Annotated in this window: 11 protein-coding genes; 9 read left to right on the top strand and 2 right to left on the bottom strand. The window is 72.7% G+C overall.

Annotated features, from left to right (window positions below; all coding sequences use genetic code 11):
• The first annotated feature begins 204 nt into the window (after positions 1–204).
• The 3 genes from GCE86_RS15880 to GCE86_RS15870 all read left to right on the top strand — a co-directional run bounded on the left by GCE86_RS15880 (position 205) and on the right by GCE86_RS15870 (position 5,426).
• Positions 205–828, top strand: a complete 624-nt coding sequence (locus GCE86_RS15880) for a LysE family transporter (protein WP_154227697.1) — start codon at positions 205–207, stop codon at positions 826–828.
• Positions 829–997: 169 nt separating this feature from the next.
• Entirely contained in the window at positions 998–4,690 is a 3,693-nt protein-coding gene (locus GCE86_RS15875; RefSeq protein WP_167537047.1) for a reprolysin-like metallopeptidase, read from the top strand.
• Between the two features lie 97 nt (positions 4,691–4,787).
• The gene (locus GCE86_RS15870) at positions 4,788–5,426 is read left to right on the top strand and encodes an acVLRF1 family peptidyl-tRNA hydrolase (protein ID WP_154227696.1); all 639 of its coding nucleotides are present in this window, start codon (positions 4,788–4,790) and stop codon (positions 5,424–5,426) included.
• 169 nt (positions 5,427–5,595) lie between these two features.
• Here the strand turns inward: GCE86_RS15870 and ypfJ are convergent, their stop codons facing one another.
• On the bottom strand, positions 5,596–6,510 hold the full coding sequence (gene ypfJ, locus GCE86_RS15865; RefSeq protein WP_154230526.1) for a KPN_02809 family neutral zinc metallopeptidase: 915 nt from the start codon (positions 6,508–6,510) through the stop codon (positions 5,596–5,598).
• 248 nt (positions 6,511–6,758) lie between these two features.
• On the opposite strand from ypfJ, the gene GCE86_RS15860 reads away from it, so the two are divergent.
• Positions 6,759–8,363 (top strand): ABC-F family ATP-binding cassette domain-containing protein, encoded by a 1,605-nt coding sequence (locus GCE86_RS15860; protein WP_154227695.1) that lies wholly within the window; start codon positions 6,759–6,761, stop codon positions 8,361–8,363.
• A 6-nt stretch (positions 8,364–8,369) separates the two neighbouring features.
• Here GCE86_RS15860 and GCE86_RS15855 read toward each other — a convergent pair whose 3' ends face one another.
• On the bottom strand, positions 8,370–8,966 hold the full coding sequence (locus tag GCE86_RS15855; RefSeq protein WP_154227694.1) for a cadmium resistance transporter: 597 nt from the start codon (positions 8,964–8,966) through the stop codon (positions 8,370–8,372).
• A 212-nt stretch (positions 8,967–9,178) separates the two neighbouring features.
• On the opposite strand from GCE86_RS15855, the gene GCE86_RS15850 reads away from it, so the two are divergent.
• From GCE86_RS15850 to GCE86_RS15830, 5 genes are all read left to right on the top strand, one after another.
• On the top strand, positions 9,179–9,406 hold the full coding sequence (locus tag GCE86_RS15850; RefSeq protein WP_007462679.1) for a helix-turn-helix domain-containing protein: 228 nt from the start codon (positions 9,179–9,181) through the stop codon (positions 9,404–9,406).
• A 46-nt stretch (positions 9,407–9,452) separates the two neighbouring features.
• Entirely contained in the window at positions 9,453–10,220 is a 768-nt protein-coding gene (locus tag GCE86_RS15845; RefSeq protein ID WP_154227693.1) for an enoyl-CoA hydratase/isomerase family protein, read from the top strand.
• Between the two features lie 114 nt (positions 10,221–10,334).
• On the top strand, positions 10,335–12,317 hold the full coding sequence (locus GCE86_RS15840) for an ABC transporter ATP-binding protein (RefSeq protein WP_154230525.1): 1,983 nt from the start codon (positions 10,335–10,337) through the stop codon (positions 12,315–12,317).
• 153 nt (positions 12,318–12,470) lie between these two features.
• Positions 12,471–12,869, top strand: coding sequence for a PadR family transcriptional regulator (locus GCE86_RS15835; protein WP_154227692.1), 399 nt, complete (start codon positions 12,471–12,473; stop codon positions 12,867–12,869).
• Complete coding sequence (locus GCE86_RS15830) at positions 12,844–13,503, top strand: hypothetical protein (protein WP_154227691.1); 660 nt, start codon at positions 12,844–12,846, stop codon at positions 13,501–13,503. The genes GCE86_RS15835 and GCE86_RS15830 overlap by 26 nt, the downstream gene beginning before the upstream one ends.
• Positions 13,504–13,510: the final 7 nt, after the last annotated feature.

Here is a 13,510-nt window from a genome sequence, read left to right as displayed (position 1 = left end):
GCACGGGCTCCTCGCACCGGCTTGATCGGCTCCGGCTCGGCGAGGTGTGTGCGGGTGCGGAAATCGGGTGGCGGGGCGGGGGAGTGGAGTGCAGGATGGGCGCGTGATCGAGGCGTACCCGAAGCAGGTTTCTGTCCGTGCGGCCACTGCCGCGCGTCGACAGCGCACCCTGCCGCCGGCCGCCTCGACCCGCCGCCCACCGTCGTGACCGGGGCGTTCCTCGCCGGTCTGGTGGCCGGCTACGGCGTCGCCGTGCCGGTCGGCGCCATCGCGATCCTCATCCTCGGGCTCAGCGCCCGCACCTCGTTCCGGGTCGGCGCGGCCGCCGCGCTCGGGGTCGCCACCGCCGACGGCCTCTACGCGGCGGTGGCGGTGCTGGGTGGCGCAGCCGTCGCCGCCGTGCTCGCGCCGATCGCCGCACCGCTGCGGCTCGTCGCCGCGGCGGTGCTGTTCGCCCTCGCCGCGCACGGCGCGTGGCGGGCGCTGCGCTCCCGCGCCGAGGCCCGGGCCGCCGCCGTCAACCGGGGCCTGGACACCGCGGGGCGGGCGTTCGGCGGCATCCTGGCCCTGACCCTGCTCAACCCGGCCACCGTCATCTACTTCGCCGCGCTCGTCCTCGGGCGCAACGACGCGACCGGCCAGGACCCCGTGGGCGCGGCGCTCTTCGTGCTCGGCGCCTTCCTGGCCTCGGCCAGCTGGCAGTTGCTGATCGCCGGCGGCGGCACCCTGGTCGGCCGGGTCCTCACCGGACCGAGGGGCCGCCTGGTGACCGCGCTGGCGTCCAGCACGATCATCGCCGCGCTCGCCGTCGCCACCCTGCTGGGCTGACCAGCGGCGACCCTCGTCCTGTCAGGAGTGTCGGCTGTCCGGCCGATGTGAAGAAATCCCTGGTCCGCCTAGGGTCTGTGACCATCTGTGGATCATCCGTGCACGTCCCGTCAATCCGGGGGGCGGGCGCGGCTCCACCCACTCTCACCGAGCAGGGGGACGACGACTGATGATCACTCTGTTACGACGACCGCGCCGGTCGGCAGACCGTCGGGCACGACGCGGGCGCCTCGCAGGACTCCTGGCCGCCGCGCTGGCCGCGGCGGTGCTGCCGGCGCTGGCGGCTCCGGCCCCGGCCGGCGCGGCCCCGCCCGCCGGGGGCCCGTGGCACAAGGTGGACGGCAAGCCGGCACCGACCAAGGCCGGCCGCAAGGCGGCCGTGCACGCCGAGCGGCTGACCACGTACACGCTGGACCGGCAGAGCATGAAGGGTCTGCTCGACAAGGCGCCGCCGGAGCGGAACCGGTCCCTCCGCGCGCCGGCCCAGGTCGTGACGCTGCCCGCGCCGAACGGCACGTTCCAGCGCTTCGAGCTGGTGGACTCGCCCGTCATGGAGGCCGGCCTGGCCGCGGCGCACCCCGAGATCACCACGTACGCCGGTCGGGGCCTGGACGACCCGACCGCGACCCTGCGCGCGGACCTCACGCCGCTCGGCTTCCACGCCTCGGTCCGCTCGGCGGCCGGGAACTGGTACGTCGACCCCTACTACCACCTGGACCAGAGCCTCTACGCGAGCTACTTCGTCCGGGACCTGGAGAACCCGCACGGCGACCTCGTCGAGCGGGAGGACGTCATGGCGGCGGCCCAGGCCCTCGAAGGCGAGGTGGGTGTGGTGCCCACCGAGGTCCCCACCGGACCGACGGTGCTGCTGCGCACCTACCGGGTGGCGCTCGTGACCGATCCCTCCTACGCCACCTTCTTCGGCGCGGAGAACGTCATCGCGGCCAAGGTCACCCTCATGAACCGGGTCACGCAGATCTACGAGGACGAGACCGCGATCCGGCTCGTGCTGATCAACGACACCGAGAAGACCAACCTCAACACCCCGGCGCTCGCCACCGAGCCCAACGGCCCGTGCGGTGCGGCGGCCTGCTTCACCCCGGCCCAGCTGAGCTCCTGCGGCAGCGGCACGCTCAGCCGCAACCGCATCGTGCTCGGCCAGCTCGTCGGCGCCGGCAACTACGACGTCGGCCACATCGGCCTCGGTGTCAACGGTGGTGGCGTGGCCAGCCTCGGCGTCATCGGCGGCAACGGCAAGGCCCAGGGCTGCACCGGTCTGCCCACACCGGTCGGTGACTTCTACGCGGTGGACTACGTGGCGCACGAGATGGGCCACCAGTTCGCCGGCAACCACACCTTCAACGGCAACCAGTGGAACTGCTCGGGTGGCAACCGGAGCGCGGCCAACTCGTACGAGCCGGGCAGCGGGTCGTCCATCATGGCCTACGCCGGGATCTGCCAGCAGGACAACCTCCAGCCGCACAGCGACCCGTACTGGTCGCACCGCAGCTACACCGAGATCACCAACTACGTCACCTCGACCCGCCCGGCCATCAACGAGGTGCAGACGGTCTCGCTGCGCGACTTCGACACGAACGGCGACTCGTTCACGGTGTCCTGGAACGGCGTCGAGTCCGCGCCGATCGTGCGGGGAGCCAACTACAGCACGGCCGGCATCAAGGCGGCCGTCGAGGCGATCGCCGGCTGGCCGGCCGGTGCGACGGTCACCGTGGCGGCCTTCGGCGGCACCGGCGTGCTCGCCGACACCGGCTTCCAGGTCACCTTCGGTGGCACCCTGGCCGCCACCAACGTCGCCCCGCTCGCCCTGGCGGGCCTCTCCGGCGCGTCCGGGTTCGTGGGCGAGACCGCCAAGGGCGGCGCCATCGACAACGGCGGCTTCGTGGTCGAGGAGACCGCCAACCACGCGCCGGTGGTCACCGTGCCGGCGACCGTCACGATTCCGGTGCGCACCCCGTTCGCCCTGTCCGGCAGCGCCACCGACTCGGACGGCGACACCGTCACCTATATGTGGGAGCAGAACGACCGGGGCGGCGCCGCCGGCACCGCGCTGATGAACAACACCAAGGTCAACGGCCCGCTGTTCCGGGTGTTCGGCACGGCCGCCGTCGTCTCGCCGAGTGACACCCTGAAGTACCACTCGCCCGGCCTGAACGCCGTGTCCGCCGACCCGACCCGGGTGTTCCCGGACCTGACGCAGATCCTGGCGGGCAACACGAACGCCAGGACCGGCGCCTGCCCGCCCGCGCCGGCGCCGCCAGCCAGCGGTGGTGCCACCAACGTGCCGGCGGAGGTCATCGACTGCTACTCGGAGTTCCTGCCCACCCGGGACTGGGTCGGGTTCACCAACGACCGCACCATGCACTTCAAGCTCACCGCCCGGGACGGGCGGCCGGGTGGTGGTGGCGTCGGCAGCGCCGACGTGGCCGTGGTGCTGGCACCGGACGCCGGGCCATTCCTGGTCACCTCGCAGGGCTCGGCCGCCGTCCTGGACGGTGGCTCGACGCAGGCGATCACCTGGGACGTGGCCGGGACCGACGTGGCGCCGGTGAACGCCGCCCAGGTGAAGATCACGCTCTCCGCCGACGGCGGAAAGACCTTCCCGTACGTGCTGGCCGGAAGCACCCCCAACACCGGCAGCGCGACCGTGACCCTGCCGAACGTGGCGACGAAGCAGGCGCGGATCCGGATCGAGGCGGTCGGGAACGTCTTCTTCGACCTCAACGACGCCGACCTCACCATCCGGGCCGTGCCCGTGGTGTCGAACGACGCCCCGGCGGGCGGGGCCGCCGTCCAGTACAGCGACGGGCTCGCGCCGACGGTCACGGTCACCGCGACCGACGCGGACACGGTCGGGGCGGAGCTGACCCCGACGGTCGAGGGCCTGCCCGCCGGCCTGTCCCTGGCCGTGTCGGCCACCTCCGGCGACGACACGCCGGGTACGCGGAGCTGGAGCGTGACCGGGACCACCACCGCGGCGCCCGGGGACTACCCGGTCACCGTGACGGTCACCGACGGCACCGGCCTGGCGGCCGCCACCTCGTTCACCATCCGGGTCGAGGCCGAGGACGCGGCGGCGAGCTGGGCCGGTGACACGCTGGTGACCACGAACGGCGAAACCGGCCGGGCCCTGCTGCGGGCCGTCGTCCGGGACGGCGCCGTGTTGCCGGGTGCGACGGACACCACGGCGGGGGACATCCGCACCGCCACGGTCACGTTCGCCGAGGGCGGCGTGCCGCTCTGCACCGGCGTGCTGGACCTGCTCGGCGAGGCCAGCAGCAGCGCGTCCGCGTCCTGCGAGGCCACCCTGCCGGCGGGCAGCCACACCGTCACCGCGACGGTCGGCGGCCACTACACGGGCGGCACCAGCGCCCAGGTGACCGTGGCGGCCTCCGACGGGTCGTTCCTCACGGGGGAGGGCGCGCTGGCCGCGGGCCGGTCCGCCGGCCGGTACCCGGCGACCACCGGATCGCCGGTGACCGTCGACCTGGTCGCGAAGGCGGCCCAGCCCGGTAAGAGCCCGACGGGTTCCGCCACCGTCGGCTTCCGGTCCGGTGGCCGGACGTACGAGATCCGGAGCACCGCCGTCGAGGGCGTCGGCCTGACCGGCAGCGGCGGGGCGGCCCAGGTGCGCTACCGGGCCAGCCTGGTCGACAGCACCGGCACGGTGGTGGCCGGTGGGCTGACCCTGGCCGTGACGGTGACCGACAAGGGCGTCCCCGGCCGCAACGACAGCGCCGGGATCACCCTGTGGCAGGGCGGTGCGCTGCTGTTCTCGTCCGACTGGACGGGGGCCGGCACCGCCGAAGTGAAGCTGACCAGCGGAAACCTCACCGTCCACTGACGGCGGGAGGGCGCGGGAGGGCACCGGACCGGTGTCCTCCCGCGTTCCGTTTCTCCCCGTGGTGTCCGGCCGCCTCCCGGTGCCGTACCGTCGTCGCATGAGCAGCCGACCCGCGGCCGGGGGCGGCCGGTGGGTCGATGTCGACCCGGCCCGCGTCGCCCGCTGGGTCGAGGGCTTCGCCGACCGGCACGGCCCGCCCACCACCACGATCGAGGGGTACGGGCTGCTGCTCACCGCCCCGGACGGCGCCACCGCCGAGCTGCACACCCCGCCCGGCGCTCCGGCGACCGCCGACGTGCCCGGGTTCGTGGCCGCGGCCGGTGCGCCCCGTCGGCTCGGCCTGCTGCTGGCCCGCAAGGGCGCGGTGGCGGTCGGGGTCGCCGAGGGCGCCGAGCTGGTCGTCTCCAAGGTGGACACCCGGTACGTGCAGGGGCGCACCGCGGCCGGCGGCTGGTCCCAGCAGCGCTTCGCCCGGCGCCGGGACAACCAGGCGAAGGCGGCGCTGGGCGACGCGGCCGAGCTGGCCGTACGCCTGCTGCTGCCGGAGGCGCCGACCCTGACGGCCCTGGTCTGCGGCGGGGACCGGCGGGCGGTGGACACGGTGCTGGCCGATCGCCGGCTGGCCGCGCTCACGGCGCTGCGCGCCGGCCGGCTCCTCGACGTGCCCGAGCCTCGGCAGGCGGTCCTGGTCGCTGCCGTCTCGGCGGCCCGGGCGGTCCACATCCTGGTCCGCTGAACGGGAAAGATCCCATCAAGGTGGGCGACGGCACCACCACCCCACGGTCCACCCCGGGCCAGGTGGCCCTGCCGGCCTGACCCGCCGGGGTCACGACATCGGGCCGTCGTCCCGCCCCGCCGGATGTCCCGGCGGGCAGGCCGACGGCCCGAGGGCCGAACCGTTCCGTTTACTGCCCGGCGCCGAAGGTGTCGCAGGCCTTCGGGTCGCCGGTGGAGAAGCCCTTGGTGAACCACTGCTTGCGCTGCTCGGAGGTGCCGTGGGTGAACTCGTCCGGGTTCACCGGCCGGCCGGAGCGCTGCTGGATCGCGTCGTCGCCGATCTTCTCGGCGGTGTCGATCGCCTGCTGGATGTCCTGGTCGGTGATGCTCTTGAAGATCTTCTGGCCCTGCTCGTCGGAGGTGCCGGTGGCGTTCTTCGCCCAGGCCCCGGCGTAGCAGTCGGCCTGCAGCTCCAGCTTCACCGAGAGGGTGTTGGCGTTCTGCGGGTCGCGCTGCTGCTGGCGGCGCATCTGCGCCTCGGTGCCGAGCAGGTCCTGCACGTGATGCCCGTACTCGTGGGCCAGCACGTACGGCTGGGCGAACTCGCCCTGGGCGCCGAGCTGGTCGGCGAGCAGGCGGTAGAAGGTGAGGTCGATGTAGACCAGGTCGTCGGCCGGGCAGTAGAACGGGCCGACGCCGGAGTCGGCCGCGCCGCAGCCGGTGCTCACGTTCTGGCTGAAGAAGACGGTCTTCGACGGCTTGTACTGGTCGCCGAAGACCTCCGGCAGGGCGGTCCGCCAGTACGCCTGGATCGAGTTGACGTAGAGCGTGTTGCGGCAGTCGAGCTGCTCCAGCGCGTCCTGCGCCGAGCACTTCTGCTCCAGCGAGGTGTTGTCGCCCTGGTCGGAGCCGCCGCCGTTGGTGGCCGCGTTCAGCCCGAAACCGCCGCCCACCAGGGCGACCAGGACGGCGATGATGAGGCCCACGATCCCGCCCCGGCCGCCGCCGATCGGGATCGGGATGCCCATCCCGCCGCCTCCGCCGGACCCTCGCCGATCCTCCACCTGGGTGGTGTCGACCCGCGCGTTCTCGTTCAGCTCCATGTTGACCCCGATCACCGATTAGTCCGTGTGTGGTGGTTGCGGTACCGGACCGGGTCCGGACGAGGTTTTCGGTACCCGATGATCTTGTGCGGTAATCCGGCGGGCACGCCGCGGGCCGCCCGGTACAATTGGCCCGTGCTGCGCTGCGAAGGCTGAACGGCCCCGCGCCGACGGGAACTGATGACCCGCCGGCGCTTTCGCGTGCCCTGAGTCAGCCTTCGCCGAACCCCGAGAGCGAGTACCCCGAAATGATCAACGCCACCGGCCTGGAACTGCGCGCCGGTTCCCGGATCCTGCTGTCCGACACCACGCTGCGGGTGCAGCCGGGTGACCGGATCGGCCTGGTCGGCCGCAACGGCGCCGGCAAGACCACCACCCTCAAGGTGCTGGCGGGGGAGGGGCAGCCGTACGCCGGTCAGATCGACCGGCGCAGCGCGATCGGCTACCTGCCGCAGGACCCGCGCACCGGTGACCTGGAGGTCACCGGGCGGGACCGGGTGCTGTCGGCCCGCGGGCTGGACGTGCTCATGGCGCAGATGAAGGAGCTGGAGGAGAAGCTCGCCGAGGGCGCCGACGACAAGCTGGTCCGCCGCTACGGCGCGCTCGAGGACCAGTTCGCCTCGCTGGGCGGCTACGCGGCCGAGGCGGAGGCGGCCCGGATCTGCGCCAACCTCGGCTTGCCCGACCGCGCCCTTGCCCAGACCATCGGCACCCTTTCCGGCGGCCAGCGCCGCCGCATCGAGCTCGCCCGGATCCTGTTCCGCGACGCCGGCGAGAACGGCGGCGGCATCCTGCTGCTCGACGAGCCGACCAACCACCTCGACGCCGACTCGATCACCTGGCTGCGCGGCTTCCTCGCCAACCACAAGGGCGGCCTCATCGTGATCTCCCACGACGCGTCCCTGCTCGAGGCGGTGGTCAACAAGGTCTGGTTCCTGGACGCCACCCGCTCGGTGGTCGACGTCTACAACCTGGGCTGGAAGGCGTACCTGGAGGCGCGGGAGACCGACGAGCGGCGCCGCCGCCGGGAGCGGGCCAACGCCGAGAAGAAGGCCGGCGCGCTGATGGCGCAGGCGGACAAGATGCGGGCCAAGGCCACCAAGACTGTCGCCGCGCAGAACATGGCCCGGCGGGCCGAGAAGCTGCTGTCCGGCCTGGAGGACGTCCGGGTGGCCGACAAGGTGGCGAAGGTGCGCTTCCCCACCCCGGCGCCGTGCGGCAAGACGCCGCTCACCGCCTCCGGCCTGTCCAAGTCGTACGGGTCGCTGGAGATCTTCACCGACGTCAACGTGGCGGTGGACCGCGGCTCCCGGGTGGCCATCCTGGGTCTCAACGGCGCCGGCAAGACCACGCTGCTGCGGATGCTCGGCGGCCTGCTCGAACCGGACACCGGCGAGGTGCGCCCGGGGCACGGCCTGCGGCTCGGCTACTACGCGCAGGAGCACGAGACGCTGGACGTCGAGCGCACCATCCTGGAGCACATGCGCAGCGCGGCGCCCGAGCAGACCGACACGGACCTGCGCCGGATCCTCGGCGCGTTCCTCTTCTCCGGCGAGGACGTCGACAAGCCGGCCGGGGTGCTCTCCGGCGGCGAGAAGACCCGGCTGGCCCTGGCCACCCTGGTGTGCTCCGGCGCCAACGTGCTGCTGCTGGACGAGCCGACGAACAACCTCGACCCGGTCAGCCGCGAGCAGGTGCTCGACGCGATCGCCCGCTACCCGGGCGCCATCGTCCTGGTCACCCACGACCCGGGCGCGGTGCTGGCGCTCAAGCCCGACCGCGCCATCCTGCTCCCCGACGGCGACGAGGACGCGTGGTCCGACGACCTCCTGGAACTGGTCGAACTGGCCTGACCCCGGTCAGGGGACCAGGCGGGGGAGGACGCCGGAGGTGGTCAGGATGACCACGCCGAGGGCGACGAAGACGGCCGGGACCAGCCAGTGCCCGGCCCGGCCGACCAGGGTCACGACCCTGGGGTGGCTGCCGAGCAGTGCGGCGGCCAGGCACCAGACCGCCACCAGGGCCGCGAAGACCAGCAGCCAGACCAGGCCGGTGGCCGGGTCGAGCGAGCGGAACACCGGCACGTAGACCGCGATGTTGTCGGCGCCGTTGGCCACCGTCACGCCGGCCACGCCGAGCAGGCCGCCCACCACGGCGGGCGGCTCGTCGCCGTCGGGCCGGCGGGTCAGCAGGGCGCGGACACCCAGCGCGATCGGCAGCAACCCGAGCAGGCCGGTCCACGGGTCGGGCACCACGAGCAGTCCGGCGGCGACCACCACGGCCACGCCGACCAGCGCGCCGATGCCCGCGTACTGGCCGGCGACGATCTGCCAGGGCCTGGGGCGCCCGGTGCTGCGGGCCGCCACGAAGAACACGGTGAGCACGACGATGTCGTCGATGTTGGTGGCGGCGAAGACGCCCGCGGCGGCGGCCGCCGCGGTCAGCAGGTCGAGCACCCGGGAAGCGTACGGGTCGGCCGGGCGGTCGGCCTCTCATGATCCGGCCGGACGGCGCCGGCTGGCCGGTCAGAAGGATCACTCTATCGGGAAGCTGACATTGCATAGCGTGTCGGTTGGCGAATAGTTGATATCTGGCGCATGATCGTCCGAGGCGGTCTAATAGGTGGGACCGTATCCGAACCGCACAGTCTGGGACGTGAGGAATCAGCATGGCAGCCACCGGCACAGCCACCAGCACTGAGAAGGGTCGCCGGATCGTCGGGGCCGAGCGCCAGACGCTCGCCAAGGACCTGGTAAAGCGGTACACCTCGGGTGAGAGCATCCGTGCGCTCGCGGCCTCGACCGGCCGCTCCTACGGGTTCATCCACCGGGTGCTCACCGAGTCCGGGGTGCAGCTGCGGCAGCGTGGCGGCGCCCGGCGCCGCAAGAAGGCGTGACCCGCCCCCCAGCGTCGTCCATCAGCGCCGTGCTCCGGGCGGTCCGGTGACCGCCGAGACGACCGGAGTACGACTCGACTGCGACGGGCCGGTCGCGACGGTGACGTTGTGCCGGCCCGACGTGCTCAACGCCCAGACCCCGGCCATGTGGCGCGCGATGAGCGACTTCTCCCGGGAACTGCCCGGCGACGTGCGCGTCGTGGTGGTGCGTGGCGAGGGGCGGGCCTTCTCCGCCGGCCTCGACCTGTCGGTCGCCGGCTCCTCCGGCCCGGGCTCGTTCGCCGAGCTGTCCACCCTGCCCGAGCAGGAGTGCGCCGACCGGATCGCCGAATACCAGGGCGGCTTCACCTGGCTGCACCGGCCGGACGTGATCTCGATCGCCGCCGTGCAGGGCCATGCCATCGGCGCCGGCTTCCAGCTCGCCCTCGCCTGCGACCTGCGGGTGCTCGCCGAGGACGCGAAGTTCTCCATGGCCGAGGTGACCCTCGGCCTGGTCCCCGACCTGGCCGGCACCAAGCGCCTGGCCGAGCTGGTCGGCTATTCCCGTGCGCTGGAGATCTGCGCCACCGGCCGCCGGATGGACGCCGCCGAGGCGGACCGGATCGGCCTGGCCACCCTCGTGGTGCCGCCGGCGGAGCTCGACGGCGCGGTGCGCGACCTGACGGCGGGCCTGCTGGCCAACAACCGGGACGCGATCGTGGAGATCAAGGCGCTGCTCGCGGGCGCGGGCGGGCGCAGCCACGCCGAGCAGCAGCGGGCCGAGCGTGAGGCGCAGACCCGGCGGATCCGTGACCTGGCCGGGCGGGGCGAATAGTAAGGACCATCCGGGAAGATCCGGGTTACTCGCGAGGTTGTCGTAGTCGTCGGGAGAATTGACCCCGACGGTCCACGGCTGCCGACGACCCGGAGGTGACGAGTGTCCAACCCGATGGCCGGTGGCGGCATGGGCGGCTGGAGCATGCTCCGGTCGATGCGCAACCGCGACGAGATCTCCACCCACCAGCTCAAGCGCGGCACCGCCAAGCGCATCGTCGCGTTCGCCCGGCCCTACCGGCGCGACATCGTCGTCTTCCTGGTCACCGTGGTCATCGCCGCGGTGATCGGGGTGGCCACCCCGCTGCTCGCCGGTGACGTCATCGACGCGATCGCCGGTGGTGGCGACGACGCGGGCGCCACCGTGGTCCGGCTCGCGCTGATCATCGCCGTGCTGGCCGTCGCCGACGCGCTCTTCTCGCTGGCCCAGCGCTGGTATTCGGCGCGGATCGGCGAGGGCATCATCCTCGACCTGCGCACCCGGGTCTACGACCACGTCCAGCGGATGCCGCTGCAGTTCTTCACCCGCACCCAGACCGGCGCGCTGGTCAGCCGGCTCAACAACGACGTGCTGGGCGCGCAGCGGGCGTTCACGTCGACGCTGTCGGGCGTCGTCAGCAACGTCATCCAGCTGGTGCTCACCGCCGGGGCCATGCTCGTGCTCTCCTGGCAGATCACCGTGCTGGCGCTGGTGCTGCTGCCGATCTTCATCATCCCGGCCCGCCGGGTCGGGCGGCGGCTGGCCGAGATCACCCGCGAGTCGTACAACCTCGACGCCAAGATGAACGCGACCATGACCGAGCGGTTCAACGTCTCGGGCGCCCTGCTGGTCAAGCTCTTCGGGTCGCCCGACGTCGAGGCGGCCCGGTTCGCCGGCCGGGCCGAGCGGGTCCGCGACATCGGCATCCAGTCGGCCATGTACTCGCGCACCTTCTTCGTGGCCATGCTGCTGGTCGCCTCCCTGGCGCAGGCGCTCACCTACGGGCTCGGCGGCTGGCTCGCGGTCGCCGGCGCGGTCAGCGCCGGCACCGTGGTCAAGCTCGCGCTGCTGCTCACCCGGCTCTACGGCCCGCTCACCGCGCTGTCCAACGTCCGGGTCGACGTGATGAGCGCGCTGGTCTCCTTCGACCGGGTCTTCGAGGTGCTCGACCTGCGCCCCGGCATCGACGAGAAGCCCGACGCCGTGCCGGTGCCGCGGGGCAACGGCCGGGTCGAGTTCCGCGACGTGCGGTTCCGCTACCCGAGCGCCGCCGAGGTCTCGCTGGCCTCCCTGGAGGAGGTCGCCGCACTCGACCGCACGGTCAACGAGCCGGTGCTCAAGGGCGTCTCGTTCGCCGTCGAGCCCGGGCAGATGGTGGCCCTCGTCGGCCCCTCCGGCGCGGGCAAGTCCACGCTCTCCATGCTGATCTCCCGGATCTACGACGTGAGCGACGGCCAGGTGCTGGTCGGCGGCGTCGACGTCCGGGACGCCACGCTCGCCTCGCTCCGGGACGAGATCGGCGTGGTCACGCAGGACTCGCACCTGTTCCACGAGACCATCCGGGAGAACCTGCGCTACGCCAAGCCGGACGCGACCGACGACGAGATCTGGGCGGCGCTGGCCGGCGCGCAGGTGGCCGACCTGGTCCGGGCCCTGCCCGACGGGCTGGACACCACGGTGGGCGAGCGCGGCTACCGCTTCTCCGGCGGCGAGAAACAGCGCATCGCCATCGCCCGGCTGCTGCTCAAGGCCCCGTCGATCGTGATCCTCGACGAGGCCACCGCGCACCTCGACTCGGAGAGCGAGGCGGCGGTGCAGCGGGCGCTGTCGGTGGCGCTGACCGGGCGCACCGCGCTGGTGATCGCGCACCGGCTGTCCACCGTCCGCGAGGCCGACCAGATCCTCGTCCTCGACGAGGGGCGGATCGTCGAGCGCGGCCGGCACGACGAGCTGGTCGCCGTCGGCGGCCTCTACGCCGAGCTCTACCGCACGCAGTTCGCGGTCACCGACTCGCCGGCCCCCTACGTCGAGCCGGAGCAGCCGGAGCGGGTGGTCACCACGGTGCCGACCGGCACCTACGTGGCCCAGGAGGCACTGCCCCCGGCCGCCGCCAACTAGGGCCCGCGTCGAAGACCGCCGGCCTTCGACCCCCACCTCTCCACCCGCGGTGCCACTCCGTCGAGTGCGGCATCAACCGGCTCGAGCGGCGGTTACCGACCTCTGACGAAGAACTACTAGACGACGCATAGTACCGGCCGTATTATGTGGCACATGGTAGCGGCAGATCGATCTGATGACGCGGCGGAGCGGCATGCGCAGCTGCTGCGCGGCTGCCTGGACATGTGCCTGCTTGCGCTGCTTTCCGCCGAGCCGGCCCACGGCTACGAGCTCGTCCGCCGACTCGACACCGCCGGATTCGGAACGGTCAGCTACGGCACCGTCTACCCGTTGATCACCCGCCTGCACCGCTTGGGGCTCGTCACCAATGTGCTGCAGTCCAGTCCCAGCGGCCCACCCCGCAAGGTCTATCGGCTCACCGACGCCGGCCGCGATCGTCTGCACGCCTGGCGCGAGCAGTGGGCTCAGTTCGCCGGCGTCGTGAACGCGACCCTCGCCATCCGTCCACCGAACCCAGGAGACGACCATGAGCACGTCGACGCCGGCCGTTGACGGCCTCCTCGCCGCCGCAGACCGGGAGTGGCGCGCTCTCGGCATCAACCGTCGCGAACGGGTGACCCTCGCTGCCGACCTGCGCACCGAACTCGAGGCAGCGGCCGCCGACGGGCTCGACCCGGCAGAGCTTCTCGGCCCTGACCCCACCGGGTTCGCCCTGAGGATCGCCGAGGAAGCCGGTGTGGAGCGGATCCCGCCGCGGTACGGCCAGGTACTCGGCGTGGCGAGCGCGGGCGGAATGCTCTCCCTCGTCGTGGGCTACCTCGTGGTTATCGGCCTGCACGAGGCATTCGTGACAGCATTCGACCTGCCCCGTAGCGTGCGCGTGCCAGTCTGGCTTGCCGCCGCCGTCTTTTACGGCGGCGTCGCAGCGGTCGTCGTCGCGGGCGCCGTCCTCGCCGTACGGGTTGCCCTGCGCGACGCGCCCCGCATCCGACACACCGCGGCACGGATGGCACTACTGCTGCCGCCCGCTATCGCGGCCGCGACCGCAGCAGCGGCCGCATTCGGCTGGGCGCTCAACTTCCCGCTCACCCCGCTCGCGATCGGGACCGAAGCGGCAATTGTCCTCGCTGCCTTCCTGGCCGCAACGGCGTCGGCCCGTCGCTGGTCCGTGACTGCGACGAGGTGAGCCAGCC

It is taken from the genome of Micromonospora terminaliae, assembly GCF_009671205.1.
GTDB classification, from domain to species: domain Bacteria; phylum Actinomycetota; class Actinomycetes; order Mycobacteriales; family Micromonosporaceae; genus Micromonospora; species Micromonospora terminaliae.
Note: the sequence above shows the minus strand (reverse complement) of the source record. Positions and strands in the feature narration are given on the sequence as shown.

Bases quoted from the DNA above. Each gene is read 5' to 3' on its own strand.
- GCE86_RS15875 (WP_167537047.1), top strand. From the start codon at position 998: ATGATCACTCTGTTACGACGACCGCGCCGGTCGGCAGACCGTCGGGCA.
- GCE86_RS15850 (WP_007462679.1), top strand. From the start codon at position 9,179: ATGGCAGCCACCGGCACAGCCACCAGCACTGAGAAGGGTCGCCGGATC.
- GCE86_RS15830 (WP_154227691.1), top strand. From the start codon at position 12,844: ATGAGCACGTCGACGCCGGCCGTTGACGGCCTCCTCGCCGCCGCAGAC.
- ypfJ (WP_154230526.1), bottom strand. From the start codon at position 6,510: ATGGAGCTGAACGAGAACGCGCGGGTCGACACCACCCAGGTGGAGGAT.
- GCE86_RS15860 (WP_154227695.1), top strand. From the start codon at position 6,759: ATGATCAACGCCACCGGCCTGGAACTGCGCGCCGGTTCCCGGATCCTG.
- GCE86_RS15840 (WP_154230525.1), top strand. From the start codon at position 10,335: ATGGCCGGTGGCGGCATGGGCGGCTGGAGCATGCTCCGGTCGATGCGC.
- GCE86_RS15870 (WP_154227696.1), top strand. From the start codon at position 4,788: ATGAGCAGCCGACCCGCGGCCGGGGGCGGCCGGTGGGTCGATGTCGAC.
- GCE86_RS15835 (WP_154227692.1), top strand. From the start codon at position 12,471: ATGGTAGCGGCAGATCGATCTGATGACGCGGCGGAGCGGCATGCGCAG.